Raw genomic sequence first — 17820 nt, 5'->3', positions numbered from 1 at the left:
AAGACATGGCTGCGGACGGAATAGGCGCAATGCTGCGCCACAAGCGGGTGCTGGCAGCCAGCCTGATCGGCACGGCGGTCGAGTTTTACGACTTCTACATCTACGCCACCGCCGCCAGCCTCGTGTTCGGCCCCCTCTTCTTTCCCGCCTCCTCCCCTTCGGCGCAGCTTCTCGCCGCCTACGGCTCCCTCGCCCTCGCCTTCTTCGCGCGGCCCCTGGGCGCGGCGGTGTTCGGCCATTATGGCGACCGCATCGGCCGCAAGGCGACGCTCGTCACCTCGCTCATGCTGATGGGCGGATCGACGCTCGCCATCGGCTTCCTGCCCACCTACCAGATGATCGGCTGGTGGGCGCCGCTGATCCTGTGCATCCTGCGCTTCGGTCAGGGCTTCGGCCTTGGCGGCGAATGGGGCGGCGCTGCGCTGCTGGCGGTAGAGAACGCCCCGCCCGGATGGCGCGCCCGCTTCGGCATGTTCCCCCAGCTCGGCGCGCCAGTCGGCTTCCTCGCCGCCAACGGCCTGTTCCTGATCCTGGGCATGTTCCTGACGGACAAGGATTTCTTCGCCTGGGGCTGGCGCCTTCCCTTCCTCGGTAGCGCCGTGCTGGTGTTCCTCGGCCTCTGGGTCCGCCTGAAACTCACCGAAACCCCCGAGTTCGCCGCCGCCCAAGCCGAAGCGCCGCCGCCCGCACTCCCCCTCGCGACGCTCCTCTCGAACCACTTGGGCGCAGCGATCGCGGGCACCTTCGCCGTCGTCGCCTGCTTCGCCGTCTATTATATCGCGACCGCCTTCGCCCTTGGCTATGGCACCACCACCCTCAAGATCGATCGCGAGACCTTCCTGGCGATCCAGCTCGGCGCGATCCTTTTCATGGCTCTCAGCATCATCATCGCCGGATGGTGGGCGGACAAGACCAGCCCCACCCGCGTGCTGGTCGCAGGCTGCATCGGCACCGTCCTGATGGGCATCATCTTCGGCCCCGCCATGGGCACGGGCCAACTGCTGCCGATCTTCCTGATCCTCAGCCTCGCCCTGTTCCTAATGGGCTTCGTCTATGGACCATTGGGGGCCTATCTGCCCCACCTCTTCCCGGTCCAACTGCGCTACACAGGCGCCTCCTTCTCCTTCAACCTCGGCGGCATCATCGGCGGTGCGCTCGCCCCTATCGTTGCAACATGGCTGATCCAGGTGCAGGGGGTGGCGCTCGTCGGCCTCTACATGTCAGCGGCAGCGGCGATCAGCTTGGGCGGGCTGTGGTTCACGAGCCGACAACCAGCCTAGCACTAGGTCGCCCGCCGGACTTGCGCCCCGCCCGCGAACCGGTTATTCCAATCTCTGCGGACCGGGCCCCTCTGGCGCTGCTTCTCCCTAGAAGCGACGTGATGTCGGACCGCATCGGGTGACACCGGTGCAGGTTCCTTATCCCTCCCTGTCATCCGATCGAGCGAAACGCACGAAAGAGGATGGCACATATGAAGCCTTTTACCTTTATTCTCATGCTTCTGGCGCAGCGCGTCGATGACCGGCTGCGGATGGAGCGACTGCGCTCAGCGCCTGATCCCCGCCGCATCGAAAGACTGTTGCAGCGCAGGGATCAACTGAACGCCCGCCTGCGCCGGTCGATAGCGCGCCCCGCGTGGAACGGGAGCTGACGCCATGGATTTCCTATCGCTTGTCTGGCTCGGCACGCCGCTCTGGATGTGGCTGGCCTTCCTTGGCATCGTGATCGCCCTGCTGGCGCTGGACCTCGGCGTCCTGCACCGGCGCGAACGCGAGATTGGCGTGCGCGAGAGTCTTACTCTTTCCGCCTTCTACATCCTTCTCGGCCTTGGGTTCGGTGCCTGGATATGGTGGCAGATAGGCGCGACGGCGGGCCTCAACTACGTCACCGGCTTTGTGGTCGAAAAAAGCCTGGCGATGGACAATGTCTTCGTCATCGCGATGATATTCACCTATTTCGGCATCCCGCGTCTCTATCAGCATCGGGTGCTCTTCTGGGGCATATTGGGCGTCATCCTGTTGCGCGCGGTGATGATCGGCTTCGGCGCGGCGGCGGTGCAGCAATGGGGTTGGCTGCTCTATTTCTTCGCCGCCTTCCTGATCGCGACCGGCATCAAGATGTGGATGACCGCAGAGAAGGACTATGACGTCGGCGCGTCGCCGGTGCTGCGCTGGGTCAAGCGCCGCATGAGGGTGACCGACACTCTGCATGGTCGGCATTTCTGGGTGAGGCAGACCGATCCCCGGACTGGACGGGGGGCTTTGTTCTTCACGCCGCTGTTCCTGGCGCTGGTCATGATCGAATTTGTCGATGTGGTGTTCGCGGTCGATTCGGTGCCGGCGATCTTCGCGATCACCACGGACCCGTTCATCGTCTATACGTCCAACATCTTCGCGATCCTTGGCCTGCGCGCGCTCTATTTCGCCCTGGCCGCGATGGTGGAGCGTTTCCACTATCTCAAATATGCGCTCAGCCTGCTGCTGATCTTCATTGGATCGAAGATATTTGTCGCCGACGCGTTGGGCCTGGCCAAAATCCCGCCGCCGGTCTCGCTGGCCGTCACCTTCGCTATCCTTGCTGGCGGCGTAGGCTGGTCATTGTGGAAGACGCGACCAGAAAAGGCGGCGCTTCCTGCCGAAGTCCAATAGGATCTGACCGGGTCAATCGGCCCCAAAAGCAAACAGGCGGCGCTCTTGCGAGCGCCGCCTGTTCAACTTAGCGACCGTAAAGCCGCGAGGAGGATCAATCCTCGGTGCGGACGTCGCGGCGCTCGGCGATGCGAGCGCGCTTGCCGGTACGGCCACGCAGATAATAGAGCTTCGCACGACGCACGACGCCACGGCGGACGACGGTGATCGAATCGAGGTTCGGCGAGTAGAGCGGGAACACGCGCTCCACGCCTTCACCGAACGAAATCTTGCGCACGGTGAAGTTGCTGCCCATGCCCTTGTTCGAGCGGGCGATGCACACGCCTTCATAATTCTGGACGCGGCTGCGGTCACCTTCGATGACCTTCACGCCGACGCGCAGCGTGTCGCCGGGGCGGAATTCCGGGATATCCTTGGCGAGAGCCGCGATATTTTCGGCCTCGATCTGCTGGATCAAGTTCATAACTCAAGTCCTACTTTTCGCGTTGCGCACCAGAGGGCGGCTGGTCCCGAACGCCGATATGACGTTCCCAAAGGTCCGGCCGCCTTAGCCGTGTATCTTCTTCCGCCCTTTGTTTCCGCCAGGCGGCGATTTTCGCATGATCCCCCGATCGCAACACTTCAGGGATCGCGCGCCCTTCCCACAGAGCGGGCCGGGTATAGTGCGGATATTCGAGAAGTCCGCTTTCGAAGCTCTCTTCATCCCCACTGGAAGCCGCGCCCATTACTCCGGGAAGCAGCCGAATGCAAGCATCGAGCAGCATCAGCGCGCCCATCTCGCCGCCGGACAAAATGATGTCGCCCATGCTGATCTGCTCCACGGCACGCGCCTCGAAAATGCGCTCGTCAAAGCCCTCGAACCGCCCGCACAATATCGTCGCGCCCGGACCCGCCGCCAGTTCGCGCACGCGGGTCTGGGTGATCGGCCTGCCGCGCGGCGTCATGGCGATCACCGGCAGGTCCGGCCCCTGCTCCAGCGCATGATCAACGGCCAGCCCCAATATGTCGGCGCGCAGCACCATCCCCGCGCCACCGCCCGCAGGCGTGTCATCAACGGTGCGATGCTTGTCGGTCGCAAAATCGCGGATGTGGATCGGATCGCACGACCATTTCCCTTCCGCCAGAGCGCGCCCAGCCAGCGAAACGCCCAGCGGCCCCGGAAACATCTCCGGATAAAGCGTCAATATCTGCGTCCGAAAACTCACGCCTTGCGCTTGCGCAGCCACGCCGCAGACATGCCCCCCAGCAATGACACGGCGCCGCCTGCCATCAGGGCTATGCCGATAGCACGCAGCAGATCGGCAAAGGGCCGCTCCGGGTTCATCAAAGCCGGCAGGAGAAACAGCAAGGGAATAGGGATGACCAGCGCCACCGCCGCGCCAATCTTCAACGCGCGCTTCCATGGCATGGTGAACAGGCGCCACCCTGCGGCGATCATCATCAGCAGATAGAGGGCGGTAAGGATTTGGGGCATCAGCGACCGCCGATCATATCGCAAATGCCGCTTCGATCACGGCCCGTCCGTCCGAGATCGTGACCGCATGCATCGGCGCCATGAAGCGTTTGCCGTTGGGCCGTTCGACCTCGATGATATCGCCAGCGCCGAAATTCTCGACCGCGACGATATTGCCCAGCCCCTCACTCTCGCTGGAGAAACAGGGCAGGCCGATGAGGTCGGCATGATAATATTCGCCCTCCTCCAATGCAGGCAGGGCAGAGCGGGGAACGGTGAGTTCCGTCCCGCGCAGGGCTTCGGCCGCGCTTCGGTCATTGACCTCGGCGAAACGCGCAACCGCGCCATTGGAACCGGCGCGCACCGACTTCAACGTCAGCGCGCCGCCCGCAGCGTCAAAGCTCTTGTAGGATTTGAGCGTTTCCACGCCTTCCCCAAAGAGCTTCAGACGAACCTCGCCCGCCACCCCATGCGCGCCAATGATGACGGCGAGAGTAAGGGCGCGCGAAGAGGCTAGCCCCTCCCCTTCAGGGGAGGGGTTGGGGTGGGGGGTTCCGGGCGCGGAGCCATGGCCAGCCCCCACCCCCGGCCCCTCCCCTGAAGGGGAGGGGTGATTACCCATTTAGCCTTCAGCCTGTTCTTCAGAAGCGGCTTCGGGAGCAGCTTCCTCAGCGGCAGGCGCTTCTTCGACGGCCGGAGCTTCTTCAACCGCAGGAGCCGCGGCGGCTTCAGCGGCGGCAGCCTTTGCGGCTTCGGCAGCTTCAGCGGCTTCCGCAGCCTTGGTCGCGCGATCTTCGGCGCGATCCTTGGCCTTCTGGCCCGGCTCAGCCTTCTTCGGGTTGTTGCGGACAGCGCGTTCCTTCACGCCAGCGGCATCCAGGAAGCGGGCAACGCGGTCGGTCGGCTGCGCGCCAGCGGCAACCCAGTGCTTCGCACGCTCAACGTCGATAACAACGCGCTTCTCGTCGCCCTTGGGCAGGACGGGGTTGTAGCTGCCGATGCGCTCGATGAACTTGCCGTCACGCGGGGCGCGGCTGTCGGCCACGACGATGCGGTAATAAGGACGCTTCTTGGAACCACCGCGCGAAAGACGAATGGACGTTGCCATGTTGTTTTTAACCTTTCCGTACTGAACTACTTGTTTCTCAATTCGCCATCCCAGCGGAAGCTGGGATCTCTCTGCCCTTGGAGAGAAGTGAGATCCCAGCTTGCGCTGGGATGACGCACTACTTCACTTCTTCATGAAATTCTGAAAGCCCGGCGGCAGGTTGGGCATATTGCCCCCGCCCCCAAGGCCACCCAATCCACCAAGACCGCCAAGGTCCGGCGCGCCACCCGCGCCGCCCATCAGCTTGTCCATGCCGCCGCCGGTGAACATCTTGGCCAGGCCCTTCAATCCGCCCATCTTGCGGATTTTCTTCATCGCCGTTTCCATCTCCTGATGCATTTTCAGGAGCTTGTTGACTTCCTGCACAGTGCGGCCGGAACCCTTGGCGATGCGAATCTTGCGCTTGGCGTTGATCAGGGCGGGCTTTTCCCGCTCCTTGAGCGTCATCGACCCGATCATCGCGTCCAGATGGATCAGCGTCTTGTCGTTGGCGCCGCTTGCCGCCATCGCCGCCTGCGCCTTCTTGAGGCCCGGCAGCATGCCCGCCAGCGCGCCAAGCCCGCCCATGCGGCGCATCTGGTTAAGCTGGCTGCGCAGGTCGTTCATGTCGAACTGACCCTTCGCCATCTTCTTGGCGAGCTTGTCGGCTTCCTCGGCGTCGATGCTCTCAGCCGCACGCTCGACCAGCGACACGACATCGCCCATGCCCAATATGCGCTGCGCCACGCGCGCAGGGTGGAAAGGCTCGATCGCGTCGAGCTTCTCGCCCGTGCCCGCAAACTTGATCGGACGGCCCGTGACCGCGCGCATCGACAGCGCGGCACCACCACGCGCATCGCCGTCCATACGGGTCAGCACCACGCCGGTCAGCGGCACCTGTTGGGTAAAGCTGGTCGCGACATTCACCGCGTCCTGCCCGGTCAGCGAGTCGACCACCAGAAGGATTTCCGCCGGGTTCGAGACTTCGGCCACCGCCTTCATCTCGTCCATCAGCGCCTGATCGACATGCAGACGGCCCGCCGTGTCGAGCATCACCACGTCGAAGCCCTGGAGCTTCGCGGCCTGCAACGCGCGCTTGGCGATATCGACCGGCTGCTGACCCGCCACGATCGGCAGGGTCGCGACATCGGTCTGCGTGCCCAGCACCGCCAGCTGTTCCTGCGCCGCCGGACGCTGGACGTCGAGCGACGCCATCAGCACCTTCTTGCGCTCTTTTTCCTTCAGGCGCTTGGCGATCTTGGCGGTGGAGGTGGTCTTGCCCGACCCCTGCAGGCCGACCATCATGATGACGGCGGGCGGACTGACATCGATCAGCAGATCGGACGTTTCGGAACCAAGCGTCTCGGTCAGCGTGTCGGAGACGATCTTGACGACCATCTGCCCCGGCGTAACCGACCGCAGCACGTCGCTGCCCACGGCCCGCTCGGTCGCCTGATCAACGAACTGGCGCACCACCGGCAGCGCAACGTCGGCTTCCAACAGCGCGATTCGCACCTCGCGCATCGCGGCGCGGACATCGTCCTCCGTAAGCGCACCGCGCCCACGCAGCTTGTCGAATACCCCGCTCAGACGATCGCTTAGCGAATCGAACATTGTCACCTCATTTGGGCCGAAAAGCCCGGAAAACAGCACCACCCCGCCAAACGACAAAACCGCCGGCGGGCGAAAACTCGCCGGCCAGCGTCCATCCGGTGCTCCCTTGTGAGCGCCATGGATCTGTCAGGGTATCGAACGGCGAACCGCCCAATTGCGATGTGGCCCTTAGCGGAATGGGGGGAGGGATGCAATGACGCGAACCACATTCTCTACCCGTCACCCCGGACTTGATCCGGGGTCCCGCTTGGTCCCGCGCAAGGAAGCGGGATCCCGGGTCACGCCCGGGATGACGTATGAAGGGCAACTCTGGCCTTTTCCCCCCACACCCCCTACATGCGCGACCATTATGGGCCGATTTTCCAAAATGCACGGGCTGGGCAATGACTTCGTCGTGATCGACGCGCGCAAGGGGGCGGTCGAAATGACCCCCACCCGCGCCCAAGCCATAGCCGACCGCCACGCAGGCATAGGCTGCGACCAGCTCATCCTCATCGGCCAGTCCGATCGCGCGGACGTATCCATGCGCATCTTCAACAGCGACGGCAGCGAAGTCGAAGCCTGCGGCAACGCTACCCGCTGCGTGCCACTGTTCGTCGGCCGGGACGTGCTGATCGAAACCAAGGCGGGACTGCTGGAAGCCAAGGCGATCGATGGCGGCGCAACCGTCGATATGGGCGCGCCCCGGCTCGACTGGGACGCCATCCCGCTCGCCTACGCTATGGACACGCTGACCATGCCGGTCAGCTGGGAAGACCTCCCCGCCCCAGCCGCCGTCAATGTCGGCAACCCGCATGTCGTCTTCTTCGTGGATGATCTGGACGGTGTGAACTTCGACCGATTAGGCCCGCTGATCGAGACCGATCCGCTCTTCCCAGCCCGCGTCAACGTCAACTTCGCGCAGGTCATCGACGACAATCATATCCGTCTTGTCGTCTGGGAACGCGGCGCTGGTCTCACCCGCGCCTGCGGCACCGGCGCCTGCGCCACGGCCGTTGCAGCCGTGCGGCGCAAGCTCGTCAGCGGCCTCACCCGCGTGACCCTGCCCGGCGGTGATCTCGTCATCGATTGGCAGCCCGGCGGCCACATCATGATGACCGGCCCCGCCACCCACGTCTTCGATGGCGAGGCCAACTGGACCCGCTTTTAGAGCATGAGCGGCCCGCAGATCATCACGCTCGGCTGCCGCCTCAACATCGCGGAAAGCGAAGCCATCCGCGAGATGGCAGGCGGGCAAGATGACCTCATCGTCGTCAACAGCTGCGCGGTAACCGCCGAAGCGGTGCGCCAAACCCGCCAGGCCATCCGCCGCGCCCGCCGCGAACGGCCAGAGGCAAGGATCATGGTCACCGGCTGCGCCGCACAGACCGAACCGGAAACCTTCGCGCAAATGGCGGAGGTCGATGCGGTAATAGGCAACCGCGAGAAACTCGACCCCTCCCACTACCCGTCATCCCAGCGGAAGCTGGGATCTCAGGCCATAGGGCGCGGCGTTGGGCAAGAGACCCCAGCTTCCGCTGGGGTGACGAGTTGGGTGGAGGGTGTCGGAAAAGTCCAAGTCTCCGACATCATGGCCGTCCGCGACACAGCTCCGCACATGGCCAGCGCCTTCGCCGAACATGCCCGCGCCTTCCTTGAAGTCCAGAATGGCTGCGACCATCGCTGCACCTTCTGCATCATCCCCTATGGCCGGGGGAACAGCCGCTCCGTCCCCGCAGGCGCCGTCATCGACAAGGCGCGCGAGCTTGTGGACGCAGGCTATCAGGAAATCGTGCTGACCGGCGTGGATGTCACCAGCTACGGCCCCGACCTTCCCGGATCGCCCTCGCTTGGCCTGCTGGTCGAACGCATATTGAAGGCCGTGCCCGCCCTGCCCCGCCTACGCCTCTCCTCCATCGACAGCGTGGAGATCGACGACCGCCTCTTCGACCTCATCGCGCATGAGCCGCGCATGATGCCGCACCTCCATCTCTCGCTCCAGGCTGGCGACGACATGATCCTCAAGCGCATGAAGCGCCGCCACAGTCACGCCGACGCCGTCCGCATCGTGGAGCGCCTCAAAACCGCCCGCCCCGCCATCAGTATCGGCGCGGACATAATCGCCGGTTTCCCGACCGAGGACGATGCGATGTTCGAAAACAGCCTGAAGCTGGTCGAGCAATGCTCGATCGTCCACGGCCACATCTTCCCCTACTCCCCGCGCGCAGGCACCCCCGCCGCCCGCATGCCGCAGGTCGATCGTGCCACTATCAAGGCCCGCGCCGCCCGCCTCCGCGCGGCCTGCGAAGCGCAGCGCCAGCAATGGCTGCAAAGCCTCATCGGCAGCACCCAGTCTGTGCTGGTCGAGCGCAACGGCCTCACCGGCCACGCGGAAAATTTCGCCCCGGTGCACTTCGAAACGCCTCAAGCCCCCTCCTCCATCACGCCCGCGACCATCACGGCCCTTGAGAATGGCGTGCTGATCGCGCAAGAGGCTCGGCAATGACTGAACCCGGCACCAGCTGGCGCGACCGCCTCTTCGGCGGCTTGAAGCGCACCTCCGACAAGCTCGGCGAAAACCTCACCGGCCTCTTCACCAAGGCCGCGCTGGACGACCAGACGCTCGACGAGATCGAGGAAGCGCTGATCGTCAGCGACCTTGGCCCCGCCATGGCCGCCCGCGTGCGCGACCGTCTGTCCGAAGGCCGCTACAACCGCGAACTCACCGAAGATTATCTGCGCGAAATCATCGCGGAGGAGATCGAGAAGGTCCTCGCCCCGGTCGCGCGTCCGCTGGAGATCGAAGCCTTCCCCCGACCGCAGGTGATCCTGGTCATCGGCGTCAATGGCTCCGGCAAGACCACCACCATCGCCAAGCTCGCCAATAATTTCCTGGAGCAGGATTATGGCGTGATGCTGGCGGCGGGCGACACGTTCCGCGCCGCCGCGATCGGGCAGCTCAGGGTCTGGGCCGACCGCCTCGGCATCCCCATCGTCGCGGGCAAGGAAGGCGGCGACGCGGCGGGCATCGTCTTCGACGCAGTCAAGCAGGCCACCGCCACCGGCATCGACGTGCTGATCGTCGATACGGCAGGCCGCCTCCAGAACAAGACCGAGCTGATGGACGAGCTGGCCAAGATTCGCCGCGTCCTCGGCCGGTTGAACCCGGCCGCACCCCATGACGTTGTGCTGGTGCTGGATGCGACCACGGGACAAAATGCATTGAACCAGATCGAGGTCTTCAAGGAAGTCGCGCAGGTGACCGGCCTCGTCATGACGAAGCTGGACGGCACCGCGCGCGGCGGCGTGCTGGTCGCGGCGGCGGAGAAATATCGCCTGCCCATCCACGCGATCGGCGTCGGTGAAAAGATCCAGGATCTGCGCCCCTTCGACGCAGGCGACATGGCGCGCGCGATCGCGGGAACAGCCTATGCGCGGTAAGCTCCCAACCTCCGTCATCCCAGCGAACGCTGGGATCTCGGGCCGCTACGGCCCAACCCAGCCTCATAAGATCCCAGTTGAAATGAGTCACGCGCCTCATTTCAACGCTGGGAGGACGGAAATGCACAATGACTGAAACAAAACCCACCCACGGCGGCAATCTGAGCCTTGCGCTCGACTTCGGCCCCCTGCTCGTCTTCTTCCTGAGCTACAAGGGCGCGGGCTGGATCTGGGGTCCCGGCAATCCGATTACCGCGATGACCCTCAGCACGGCCGCATTCATGGCCGCGATCGTCATCGCCGTGATCATTTCGAAGATAAAGCTCGGCCGCGTGTCGCCGATGCTGTGGTTGTCAGCGATGCTCGTCCTCTTTTTCGGCGGCCTCACCATCTATTTCCAGGATCAGAGCTTCATTCAGATCAAGCCGACGATCATCTACAGCTTCTTCGCCCTGATGCTGTTCGGCGGGCTGCTCCGCGGCAAGGCACTGCTCAAATATCTGCTGCAAGCCGCCTATGACGGCCTAACCGACGAAGGCTGGCGCAAGCTGTCGCGCAACTGGGGCTTCTTCTTTGTCGCCATGGCGGTCGCCAATGAAGTGATGCGCCACTCGATGAGCTTCGACGCATGGTTGTCGGTGAAGGTCTGGGGCGTCACCGTTGTCTCGCTGCTCTTCGCCCTCGCCAACATCCCGATGCTTACACGCCACGGACTGACGTTGGGTAATAATATCGACAGCGAGGAAATCGGCGAGACCACCCCGCCGCAGGGGTGATGTAGAACCCTTATACCGTGCTCCTACCTTCGCAGGAGCGCACCCTATAAAGCGCAAGGCGGAGCCAGCCTCAACCAGCCCCGCCCGCGCCATAAAATCAACCGCCGTTGAAGTTCACCATGCAGTAAAGCATCGGCAGCGAAAGCAAGGTGTTCATGCGCGAAAACATCATCGCCGTGGTCGCTGCCTTGGCCTTCACCGCATCCTCGGCAGGGACAATTCCCAGCGCCTTCTTCTGGTTCGGCCAGATAATGAACCACACATTGAACGCCATCACCAGCGCCAGCCACATGCCCACGCCGATCAGCACGAAGCCCTGCTGAAGCGTCAGCGCTTCCACCAGATAGGCGCTGCGCCAGGCGATGGTTGCCCCGGTCAGCACGGTCAGCGCCGCGCCCCAGCGGAAGAAGAACAGGGCCGAAGGCGCGATGAACTTCGAAACGCCCGGCTTCAGTTCGGCCGGAACCTTGGGCATGGTCGGGATCTGGACGAAGTTGAAATAATAAAGAAGGCCGATCCACACGATGCCGAAGAACAGGTGGAGCCAGCGCAGGATCGCTTGCTCTGGAATCGTGTTCGCCGGAACCGAGAAAATCACCACAAGCGCAAACGCCAGCCCCACGGCGAGCACCAGATGCAAATTACCGAAGAATTTTGCCATTGATCCGTCCCCTATTATCCGGCCGCTATTTGTGAACGGCCTGACCGATGATTCTATGTCATCGTTACGCTGCTGTCACATGGATATTTCCATGCAGCTAAACGAAAATATCCTGTTTTCCGCAGTGCAATAAGACTGCTACGGGGCCGGGACCCTTTCGGTGGCATGTCCGTTATGCCGCCATCCATCCCAAGAACCCGAGGAGTTCCGACATGGCCTTCGTGCTGCCCAACCTGCCTTATCCCAAGGATGCCTTTGGCGACATTCTTTCGGTTGAAACCTTCGACTACCACCATGGCAAGCATCACAATGCCTATGTCGTGAAGGCGAATGAACTGGTCGCCGCAGACCCCGCCCTGCAGGGCAAGTCGCTGGTCGAACTGATCAAGAGCAGCAAGGGCGCACTGTTCAACCAGGTCGGACAGATCTGGAACCACACATTCTATTGGCTGTCGCTGTCGCCAGAAAAGAAGCAGCCGACCGGCACGCTGCTCGCCCTTATCAACGAAGGCTTCGGCTCGGTCGATGCCTTGATCGAAAAGCTGAAGGCGGAGGCCGTGGGCCATTTCGCGAGCGGTTGGGCCGCGCTGATCCTGAAGGACGGCAAGCTGGAAGTCACCAGCTATCATGACGCCGACACCCCTGTCGCGCATGGCCACACGCCGCTGCTGATCCTCGATGTGTGGGAACATGCCTATTATATCGACTATCGCAACCTGCGCCCCAACTATGCCGAGCGACTGCTGAAGGACGCGATCGACTGGGATTTCGTCGCGCTGAATCTGGACGGCGAAGGCGCGAGCCGCGCCGATCAGCCGGGCTGATGCTTTTCACGCCGTCCGCCGCCCGAAAGGCGCGGCGGACGGCGCCTCCCTCGGTCAATATCCGCCGAAAAGAACGGATTATTAACGGCGCCGTGCGAAAAGCATCTTATCCTATGTTTGGAAACGGCCGATGGACCTGCAGCAATTACAAAGCCAGCATGACGCGCTTGACGTAGCCGCCGATGGATTTTTGCAGCTGATTTCCGACAACGCCACGCCCCGCCAGCTTGGCACCTTCCGCTGGCAGTTTGCCCGGCAATTAATGTCCCATCTCGCCCTGGAAGACCATATCTTCTATCCCGCGATGCAGCGGCAGGCACATGCACCCCTGCGGGAAACAGCGGCGAAGCTGCAAGCGGAAATGGCGCCGCTGGCGCTAGACTTCACCCACTATATGTCCCGATGGAGCGATGATCGCATTGCGCGCGAATGGCCCGAATTTTGCCGCGAAAGCCGCCAGATCATCGATGCCTTGCTCAATCGGATGCGCAAGGAAGAGAAACTGCTGATGCCCCTGCTCGCCCAAGCAGGGCTGGAGCCGCCGCTCAAACAGGCTAGCTGACCCCGCCATCGGTCGGGGCAAGACCCAAGCTTCGCGCGACTTCGTCCAGATCAGCGCCCGGCCGGACCAGCAGCCAGTCCCGCGCCTGCGCGCCATTGACCACGGTCACCGCCCCCTTGGGACAAACTCCGAGGCAATTCACCTCGATAATCCCCGCCGCCGCCTTGCGTCCTTTCTTCAGCGACAACCACTTCCGTAGCGCCTTGGCGAGCCGCTCGTCCCCATCGGGACCAAAGCCCCCATCCAGCTTCTTCGAACATTTGCGGCAGACCAAGACCGCATTCTGCCAGTTGGACCGGACCTGATCCTTCAATCCACGGTCTCCCGCGGCTTCCACGTCCGCCGTTCCTCCGCCGACCGCAGCACTTCATAGGCGGCCTGGATCGTCTGGAAACGGACGGCGGCGTCCGCGTCGCCCGGCTTCACGTCGGGGTGATATTCCTTGGCCAAACGCCGCCAGCTCTTTTTCACCGCCTCGAAATCGGCATCGTCCTCCAGCTCCAGCGCCTTCAAAGCGTGAAGCTCGTCCCGCGACCGGCTGCCGTCACCCGGCCCGCCCCAGCCATGATAGGCGCTGCCCTGATAGCCGCCAGCATCGCGACGCTCGGCGCGCTCGCGCTGCTCCCGCTCTTCCTTGTCCAGCCCCTGAAAATAGTCCCAGTTGCGGTTATATTCGCCCGCATGATCGGAACAGAAATACCAACGTTCCGGGCTGTTGGGCGATTTGGGCGCGGGGCAGTTGCCCGGCTGGTCACAGCCATACCGGTCGCACATGCGCACCTGTTGCGCCTCACGCGATGCGCCGTAGCTGCGCCAGCGGGGAAAGCCCCAGTCATTTGATCGGCTGCTTCGTGCCATCGGTCCCAATTAGGTAAGCCGCAGGCAGAACGCCACCCCGGCGGTTCATGAAATTACTGCCATCTCATCCTCCCCGCGCGAAGCGGGGGGAGGGGGACCGTTCGCAAAGCGAATGGTGGAGGGGAGCGGCGGTGCAACCGTCGCTAACGCGACGGCCCCTCCACCAGCCTCCGGCTGGTCCCCCTCCCCATCTATCGATGGGGAGGATCTTAAATGCCAGAGGGCCTATAAGCCGGGTCCTGTCCACCATGTTGCCATGGATGGGCGGCCATTCCTCTAGGAGACGGATTGCTCCGTCCCTCAAGCAACCAACCCGGGCGGTCTCAGCCGAAACTGGCCTAGCAGTCGAAGCTGCGCGCCGCCCCTATTCGGTCTTGCTCCCGGTGGGGTTTACCGTGCCGCCTTCCGTTGCCGGAGACGCGGTGCGCTCTTACCGCACCCTTTCAATTTCGCTGCGCCGAAGCGTTAGCGACCTGCTTTCTGTTGCACTGTCCCTTGGATCACTCCAGCCGGCCGTTAGCCGGCACCGTCATTTCGTGGAGCCCGGACTTTCCTCGCCGTGGAAGTTACCCGCCACGCCGCGGCCGCCCGGCCCTCTGGCAGAGCGCGCTATACACGCACTGCGCGCGCCCGTCATCCCTGCTTATTCATCGCCCCTCGGTTTTGGCAGCAACAAGGCGAGCAGGATCGCGCGGCATTCGCCATCGATCACCCCGTCGATCAGTTCCGGCCGGAAGCGCCGCTGGAATGCGATCACCGCCGCATCAGGCTCGGCAATGTCATAGCCAAAGCGCTCCAGCGCCAGCAGGAAAGCACTGTCCGACCAAAGCGGATCCATCAGATTACGGGTGGGACGCGGCAGCGCCAGACGCAGCCGGGCCAGTCGCCACCAGGGGAAAAGCTCGCCCGGGTCCTGCTTGCGCGCCGGGGCGACGTCGCTATGCCCGACGATATTGCCACGCTTGATGCCGTGACGTTGCACAATGTCATGCATCAGCGGGATGAGCGCCTCAATCTGCGCGTCGGGAAAGGGGCGATAACCCCATTCATGGCCAGGATTGACGATTTCGATCCCGATACTCGCCGAATTGACGTCATCCGTGCCGCGCCAGTGGGACCGGCCCGCATGCCAGGCCCGTCTGGCTTCATCGACCATGCGGACGATCTTCCCCTCCTCGGTCACGACATAATGGGCGGAAACCTTGGATTCCGGGCTGGCCATCCAGTTGATCGCGCTCTGGGCGTCCGGCATGCCGGTATAATGCAGCACCAGCATGGATATGGGCAGCTTGCGGTCGTCAAAATTGGGCGACGGCGTTTCGATCATTGGAATGTCGCTCATCGGAAACCCGTGACCATCATCTGTCCTCGCCCCGCCGCATCAGGACGGGCAACTGCCGCAGACAATGACCGAGAGCGATTGGCCGATCAAGCGCAAGCATTTCCCTTTGACCCCGCGTCAGGGACAGGATGTGCGCAAAAACCTGGTCAGATGGCGCGGCGAAGCGCCTCGTCGCTGTTCCGCGCCGTTTCCAGCCGCCGCGCATATCCGCCGCGAAATTCCGGATGGGGAATGAAATCCTCGCTATGTCCGATCACGGTCTCGCCCGCCCCCAGCAACAGCACCGACTTTTCCTGGCTATGCCGCTTCAGAAGGCGGAATACCTCCTGCCGCCGTTCCGGCGTGAAATAAAGCAGCACATTGCGGCAAAGAAGCAGATCATATTCACCCGATGGGGCCTTCGGATCGAACAGATTGTCCGTCCGGAAATCGATCATCCGGCGCAGTTCTGGACTGGCGCGCCAATTGTCTCCAGCGGGTTCGAACCATTTGATCAGGTCGCCAACGGCAAGACCGCGCTGAACGTCCATCTGCGAAAAGACGCCGCTGCGCGCCTGATCTATGGCGGCGGTCGAAATGTCCGTCGCCAGTATTTCGATGCGCCAGCCACGCCAGCGCGCGATGTCGTTGCGCAATTGAATCGCCAAGGAATAGACTTCCTGACCCGTGGAACAGCCCGCGCTCCAGATCCGCAGCACCCGGTCCCGCCGATCCGCATAAAAGGAGGGCAGAATATGCCGGTGGATCATGTCGAAGATCTGGAGATCGCGGAAAAAGCTGCTTTCGTTGTTGAGCAGCGCGTTGATCACCTCATCTTCCAGACGCGGATCACGATTGCCCAGGAGGCGGGCGGCCAGTTCATCCATGTCGGCAAGGCCATGGGTGCGCATGACCGGCTTCAGCGCCGTTTCCATCCGCCATGCGCGGCTTTCCGACAATATCTGCCCGGTGCGCGCCTCCAGCAGAGCCGAAAAGATGCGGGCGGCGCCGCTCGAGGATGAATCGGTCGAAAGGGTCAATGTGTCAAACCTCTGCTCTTTCCGCGCCGCGCGACGAAATCCATGATGGCATAGGGGTCCAGCAACGCACAGCTGAGCCCAGCCGCTGTCACCGATCCCGGCATGCCCCAAACGACGCTGCTCGTTTCATTCTGCGCCACGATCCAACCGCCTGCGTCAACGATGTCATGTCCGCCGACCGTGCCGTCACGGCCCATCCCGGTCAGGACGACGCCTGCTGCGCCTGGCCCATAGGCTTCGGCCATGGTGGTGAACATCGGATCGACGCCGGGCAGGTTTCCCGCAGGCGTGCGCTGGGGATTCAGCGTGACCATCACCCGCCCATATAGCCCCCGGCGGACCTGCAAATTGGCGTCGCCGGGCGCGACATAGATGGTATCGGGCACCAGCATTTCGCCTTGCTCGCCAACCTTCACGCGCAGGCTGGTCATCCGGGCGAGTTGCTGGACGAAATAGGATGTGAAGCTGACCGGCAGATGCTGGGTCAGCAGGATCGGCACGCCCAGTGGCTCGGTCATACCGGCGAACAACTGGCCCAGCGCGTGGATACCGCCTGTCGAAGCACCGATGCCGAGGCAGGCGAGCGGAGCGGTGGGCTTGCTCGCCGCCATGACGACCGGCTGCGCCTCAGCCGCCTGTGCCAGATTGGCGCCGAACAGGCGCGACAGCCGATCGATCAGCACCTGGGGAAACTGTTCGCCGAAGCAACCGCTGCCGGGCTTCGTGAAAATGTCGCTCGCTCCCAGCGCCAGTGCCTCGATCGCGGCTCCGCTGCCTTCCTCGCAATTTCCGGAAAGGATGACCACCTTGCCGCCGGGATTCGCGCGAAGAAGGGCGGGAAGCGCCGACAATCCGCTCTGCCCCGGCAACTCGATGTCCAACAGGACCAGATCGACCTCATGCGCGGCCAGATAGCCCAATGCATGTTCGGCGCTGTTGGTCTTGTGAACCACCGAAAACGCAGGATCGCTATCCAGGATACGCGCGATCATTGTCCGCACGACGACGGAATCGTCGACAACCATCGCGCGGACTTGCGGTCTGCTCTGGCTGGCCAGGATAGGCGTGACGGCGGACATTGATGGGCTTTCTGGCGTCAGGAATGGACTGGGGCGAATGAACGGTTCAGATGACGCCCACGATCGACAGCTTGCTTTCAAGCGTTTCGCGATCGAACGGCTTCATCACATATTCGTCGGCGCCTGCCTCCACGGCTGCCTTGATATGACTGATGCCGTTTTCAGTGGTGCAGAAGATGATCTTCGGCCGAGCGGTTACCTTCGCGGTAGAAAGCGCCTGAAGAAACTCCATGCCGCTCATGACCGGCATGTTCCAGTCCAGCAGGACCACATCCGGCGCTGCGGCTTCGCATTGGGTCAGCGCATCCTGCCCATCCACCGCTTCACTTACCGACAAATCAAGTGATTCCAGTATATGCCGTGCAACTTTGCGGATGACTTTCGAATCATCGACTACCAGACAGTTTTTCATGAAGCGTCCCTTGGATTTTTCCCCGTGAAGGAAGATTAGCCCCCAAAGCCGAGTAATTCGTAAAC

Annotated in this window: 22 protein-coding genes and 1 other RNA gene; 9 read left to right on the top strand and 14 right to left on the bottom strand. The window is 62.9% G+C overall.

Annotated features, from left to right (window positions below):
- Positions 1–5: 5 nt before the first annotated feature.
- From ACZ5ZH_RS01090 to ACZ5ZH_RS01080, 3 genes are all read left to right on the top strand, one after another.
- Positions 6–1280, top strand: coding sequence for an MFS transporter (locus tag ACZ5ZH_RS01090; protein WP_460987524.1), 1275 nt, complete (start codon positions 6–8; stop codon positions 1278–1280).
- A gap of 191 nt (positions 1281–1471) precedes the next feature.
- Positions 1472–1651: a hypothetical protein gene (locus tag ACZ5ZH_RS01085; protein ID WP_464771899.1), complete on the top strand. Its 180-nt coding sequence runs from the start codon at positions 1472–1474 to the stop codon at positions 1649–1651.
- A 4-nt stretch (positions 1652–1655) separates the two neighbouring features.
- Entirely contained in the window at positions 1656–2648 is a 993-nt protein-coding gene (locus ACZ5ZH_RS01080) for a TerC family protein (RefSeq protein ID WP_464771898.1), read from the top strand.
- Positions 2649–2742: 94 nt separating this feature from the next.
- On the opposite strand, the gene rplS is transcribed toward ACZ5ZH_RS01080, so the two are convergent.
- From rplS to ffh, 6 genes are all read right to left on the bottom strand, one after another.
- Positions 2743–3111, bottom strand: coding sequence for a 50S ribosomal protein L19 (gene rplS, locus ACZ5ZH_RS01075; protein WP_449471260.1), 369 nt, complete (start codon positions 3109–3111; stop codon positions 2743–2745).
- A gap of 10 nt (positions 3112–3121) precedes the next feature.
- Positions 3122–3853: a tRNA (guanosine(37)-N1)-methyltransferase TrmD gene (gene trmD, locus ACZ5ZH_RS01070; protein WP_464771897.1), complete on the bottom strand. Its 732-nt coding sequence runs from the start codon at positions 3851–3853 to the stop codon at positions 3122–3124.
- Positions 3850–4122 (bottom strand): hypothetical protein, encoded by a 273-nt coding sequence (locus tag ACZ5ZH_RS01065; RefSeq protein ID WP_464771896.1) that lies wholly within the window; start codon positions 4120–4122, stop codon positions 3850–3852. The genes trmD and ACZ5ZH_RS01065 overlap by 4 nt, the downstream gene beginning before the upstream one ends.
- Before the next feature lie 13 nt (positions 4123–4135).
- Positions 4136–4723, bottom strand: coding sequence for a ribosome maturation factor RimM (gene rimM, locus ACZ5ZH_RS01060; RefSeq protein WP_464771895.1), 588 nt, complete (start codon positions 4721–4723; stop codon positions 4136–4138).
- Positions 4724–5209, bottom strand: a complete 486-nt coding sequence (rpsP, locus tag ACZ5ZH_RS01055) for a 30S ribosomal protein S16 (RefSeq protein ID WP_464771894.1) — start codon at positions 5207–5209, stop codon at positions 4724–4726.
- 123 nt (positions 5210–5332) lie between these two features.
- Positions 5333–6802, bottom strand: a complete 1470-nt coding sequence (ffh, locus tag ACZ5ZH_RS01050) for a signal recognition particle protein (RefSeq protein ID WP_464771893.1) — start codon at positions 6800–6802, stop codon at positions 5333–5335.
- 346 nt (positions 6803–7148) lie between these two features.
- Between ffh and dapF the strand changes: the two genes are divergently transcribed.
- From dapF to ispZ, 4 genes are all read left to right on the top strand, one after another.
- On the top strand, positions 7149–7952 hold the full coding sequence (gene dapF, locus ACZ5ZH_RS01045; protein ID WP_464772566.1) for a diaminopimelate epimerase: 804 nt from the start codon (positions 7149–7151) through the stop codon (positions 7950–7952).
- Positions 7953–7955: 3 nt separating this feature from the next.
- Positions 7956–9287 carry a tRNA (N(6)-L-threonylcarbamoyladenosine(37)-C(2))-methylthiotransferase MtaB gene (gene mtaB / locus ACZ5ZH_RS01040; RefSeq protein ID WP_464771892.1) on the top strand — a complete coding sequence of 444 codons (1332 nt, stop codon included), beginning with the start codon at positions 7956–7958 and terminating at the stop codon, positions 9285–9287.
- The gene (ftsY, locus tag ACZ5ZH_RS01035) at positions 9284–10222 is read left to right on the top strand and encodes a signal recognition particle-docking protein FtsY (protein WP_464771891.1); all 939 of its coding nucleotides are present in this window, start codon (positions 9284–9286) and stop codon (positions 10220–10222) included. Before mtaB ends, ftsY begins: the two co-directional genes overlap by 4 nt.
- 128 nt (positions 10223–10350) lie before the next feature.
- Positions 10351–10998, top strand: coding sequence for a septation protein IspZ (ispZ, locus tag ACZ5ZH_RS01030; protein WP_464771890.1), 648 nt, complete (start codon positions 10351–10353; stop codon positions 10996–10998).
- Between the two features lie 97 nt (positions 10999–11095).
- On the opposite strand, the gene ACZ5ZH_RS01025 is transcribed toward ispZ, so the two are convergent.
- Entirely contained in the window at positions 11096–11659 is a 564-nt protein-coding gene (locus tag ACZ5ZH_RS01025; protein ID WP_460987515.1) for a urate hydroxylase PuuD, read from the bottom strand.
- 212 nt (positions 11660–11871) lie between these two features.
- On the opposite strand from ACZ5ZH_RS01025, the gene ACZ5ZH_RS01020 reads away from it, so the two are divergent.
- Both ACZ5ZH_RS01020 and ACZ5ZH_RS01015 read left to right on the top strand, forming a co-directional pair.
- Positions 11872–12483, top strand: coding sequence for a superoxide dismutase (locus tag ACZ5ZH_RS01020; RefSeq protein WP_449471240.1), 612 nt, complete (start codon positions 11872–11874; stop codon positions 12481–12483).
- 130 nt (positions 12484–12613) lie between these two features.
- Complete coding sequence (locus tag ACZ5ZH_RS01015) at positions 12614–13045, top strand: hemerythrin domain-containing protein (protein ID WP_449471239.1); 432 nt, start codon at positions 12614–12616, stop codon at positions 13043–13045.
- Here ACZ5ZH_RS01015 and ACZ5ZH_RS01010 read toward each other — a convergent pair.
- The 7 genes from ACZ5ZH_RS01010 to ACZ5ZH_RS00980 all read right to left on the bottom strand — a co-directional run bounded on the left by ACZ5ZH_RS01010 (position 13038) and on the right by ACZ5ZH_RS00980 (position 17755).
- Entirely contained in the window at positions 13038–13382 is a 345-nt protein-coding gene (locus ACZ5ZH_RS01010; RefSeq protein ID WP_464771889.1) for a (2Fe-2S) ferredoxin domain-containing protein, read from the bottom strand. The two genes, ACZ5ZH_RS01015 and ACZ5ZH_RS01010, sit on opposite strands and share 8 nt — an antisense overlap.
- Positions 13355–13903, bottom strand: coding sequence for a J domain-containing protein (locus ACZ5ZH_RS01005; RefSeq protein ID WP_460987511.1), 549 nt, complete (start codon positions 13901–13903; stop codon positions 13355–13357). Before ACZ5ZH_RS01005 ends, ACZ5ZH_RS01010 begins: the two co-directional genes overlap by 28 nt.
- A gap of 212 nt (positions 13904–14115) precedes the next feature.
- Positions 14116–14503, bottom strand: an RNA gene (rnpB, locus tag ACZ5ZH_RS01000) — RNase P RNA component class A.
- 43 nt (positions 14504–14546) lie between these two features.
- Complete coding sequence (locus tag ACZ5ZH_RS00995; RefSeq protein WP_464771888.1) at positions 14547–15245, bottom strand: N-acetylmuramoyl-L-alanine amidase; 699 nt, start codon at positions 15243–15245, stop codon at positions 14547–14549.
- A 146-nt stretch (positions 15246–15391) separates the two neighbouring features.
- Positions 15392–16264, bottom strand: coding sequence for a CheR family methyltransferase (locus ACZ5ZH_RS00990; protein WP_464771887.1), 873 nt, complete (start codon positions 16262–16264; stop codon positions 15392–15394).
- Complete coding sequence (locus tag ACZ5ZH_RS00985; RefSeq protein WP_464771886.1) at positions 16261–17343, bottom strand: chemotaxis protein CheB; 1083 nt, start codon at positions 17341–17343, stop codon at positions 16261–16263. The genes ACZ5ZH_RS00990 and ACZ5ZH_RS00985 overlap by 4 nt, the downstream gene beginning before the upstream one ends.
- A gap of 46 nt (positions 17344–17389) precedes the next feature.
- Positions 17390–17755 (bottom strand): response regulator, encoded by a 366-nt coding sequence (locus ACZ5ZH_RS00980; protein WP_196225378.1) that lies wholly within the window; start codon positions 17753–17755, stop codon positions 17390–17392.
- Positions 17756–17820 lie beyond the last annotated feature (65 nt).

This window comes from Sphingobium sp. TomMM7A (genome assembly GCF_055397305.1).
The sequence above is the reverse complement of the archived record's forward strand: the minus strand, read 5'-3'. Positions and strand labels throughout refer to the sequence as shown.

What these genes read in the sequence shown, in the direction of transcription:
- ACZ5ZH_RS01015 (WP_449471239.1), top strand. Translation starts at nt 12,614, where the DNA reads ATGGACCTGCAGCAATTACAAAGCCAGCATGACGCGCTTGACGTAGCC.
- mtaB (WP_464771892.1), top strand. Translation starts at nt 7,956, where the DNA reads ATGAGCGGCCCGCAGATCATCACGCTCGGCTGCCGCCTCAACATCGCG.
- ACZ5ZH_RS00985 (WP_464771886.1), bottom strand. Translation starts at nt 17,343, where the DNA reads ATGTCCGCCGTCACGCCTATCCTGGCCAGCCAGAGCAGACCGCAAGTC.
- ACZ5ZH_RS00995 (WP_464771888.1), bottom strand. Translation starts at nt 15,245, where the DNA reads ATGAGCGACATTCCAATGATCGAAACGCCGTCGCCCAATTTTGACGAC.
- rpsP (WP_464771894.1), bottom strand. Translation starts at nt 5,209, where the DNA reads ATGGCAACGTCCATTCGTCTTTCGCGCGGTGGTTCCAAGAAGCGTCCT.
- ACZ5ZH_RS01065 (WP_464771896.1), bottom strand. Translation starts at nt 4,122, where the DNA reads ATGCCCCAAATCCTTACCGCCCTCTATCTGCTGATGATGATCGCCGCA.
- ACZ5ZH_RS01020 (WP_449471240.1), top strand. Translation starts at nt 11,872, where the DNA reads ATGGCCTTCGTGCTGCCCAACCTGCCTTATCCCAAGGATGCCTTTGGC.
- ispZ (WP_464771890.1), top strand. Translation starts at nt 10,351, where the DNA reads ATGACTGAAACAAAACCCACCCACGGCGGCAATCTGAGCCTTGCGCTC.
- rimM (WP_464771895.1), bottom strand. Translation starts at nt 4,723, where the DNA reads ATGGGTAATCACCCCTCCCCTTCAGGGGAGGGGCCGGGGGTGGGGGCT.
- ACZ5ZH_RS01080 (WP_464771898.1), top strand. Translation starts at nt 1,656, where the DNA reads ATGGATTTCCTATCGCTTGTCTGGCTCGGCACGCCGCTCTGGATGTGG.
- rplS (WP_449471260.1), bottom strand. Translation starts at nt 3,111, where the DNA reads ATGAACTTGATCCAGCAGATCGAGGCCGAAAATATCGCGGCTCTCGCC.
- ACZ5ZH_RS01025 (WP_460987515.1), bottom strand. Translation starts at nt 11,659, where the DNA reads ATGGCAAAATTCTTCGGTAATTTGCATCTGGTGCTCGCCGTGGGGCTG.
- ACZ5ZH_RS01005 (WP_460987511.1), bottom strand. Translation starts at nt 13,903, where the DNA reads ATGGCACGAAGCAGCCGATCAAATGACTGGGGCTTTCCCCGCTGGCGC.
- ftsY (WP_464771891.1), top strand. Translation starts at nt 9,284, where the DNA reads ATGACTGAACCCGGCACCAGCTGGCGCGACCGCCTCTTCGGCGGCTTG.
- ffh (WP_464771893.1), bottom strand. Translation starts at nt 6,802, where the DNA reads ATGTTCGATTCGCTAAGCGATCGTCTGAGCGGGGTATTCGACAAGCTG.
- ACZ5ZH_RS01090 (WP_460987524.1), top strand. Translation starts at nt 6, where the DNA reads ATGGCTGCGGACGGAATAGGCGCAATGCTGCGCCACAAGCGGGTGCTG.
- ACZ5ZH_RS00980 (WP_196225378.1), bottom strand. Translation starts at nt 17,755, where the DNA reads ATGAAAAACTGTCTGGTAGTCGATGATTCGAAAGTCATCCGCAAAGTT.
- ACZ5ZH_RS01085 (WP_464771899.1), top strand. Translation starts at nt 1,472, where the DNA reads ATGAAGCCTTTTACCTTTATTCTCATGCTTCTGGCGCAGCGCGTCGAT.